The 693-nt window shown below is 63.2% G+C and carries 1 protein-coding gene; it reads right to left on the bottom strand.

All coding sequences use genetic code 11. The features are described from left to right. Complete coding sequence (tmk, locus tag NW818_RS13890; protein ID WP_414350315.1) at positions 1 to 660, bottom strand: dTMP kinase; 660 nt, start codon at positions 658 to 660, stop codon at positions 1 to 3. Positions 661 to 693: the final 33 nt, after the last annotated feature.

Genomic DNA, 693 nt, shown 5'->3' with positions numbered 1-693 from the left:
TCAAGGACTCCGTCCCGCTAGCGCGAACGGCGGCCTAGCTAAACGAGGCTTCACCACCGACCAAATCCGCGCAGCCACCTCTGCCGGGGATCCCTGGGCTGAAATGCGGACAATCCGCTGTGGTTCTGCGGCGGCCAGGGTTTCGAATCCGCAGTAAACCCGCCGGTGGAACTCTAGGCCTTCTTGCTCGTTAGTGCTCTGCACCGCTAGCTCAACTGCGCCAGAAGAACGGGAGCGAGCCCGTTCTAGCCCCACCTCGGGGGGCAGATCCAGCCACAGGGTGAGATCCGGCTGTAGCCCGTCGGTGACCCATCGGTTGAGCTGCCGGATCAGATCCAGATCTATGCCCCGGCCATAGCCTTGATAGGCCAAGGTGGAATCGGTAAAGCGGTCGCAAACCACCACCTGCCCTGCCGCCAGAGCCGGCGCGATGACTTTGCTCACGTGTTCAGCCCGATCCGCCGCGTACAGGAGCAACTCCGCCAGAGGGCTAAAGGGATCCCCGTGCAGCAACAGCTCCCGCAGCGTTTCGCCCAGCGCCGTGCCCCCCGGCTCGCGGGTACACAGGCAAGCGTAGCCTTCTTGGCGCAGCCGCTCAACCAAGAGGGCCTGTTGGGTGGTTTTGCCCACCCCTTCCCCGCCTTCTAGGGTGATGAACACACCGTCGTCCTGATACATTCACGCTGAACTCTC

The organism is Synechococcus sp. R6-5 (assembly GCF_047461775.1).
Classification (GTDB): Bacteria; Cyanobacteriota; Cyanobacteriia; order Thermostichales; family Thermostichaceae; genus Thermostichus.
The sequence above is the reverse complement of the archived record's forward strand: the minus strand, read 5'-3'. Positions and strand labels throughout refer to the sequence as shown.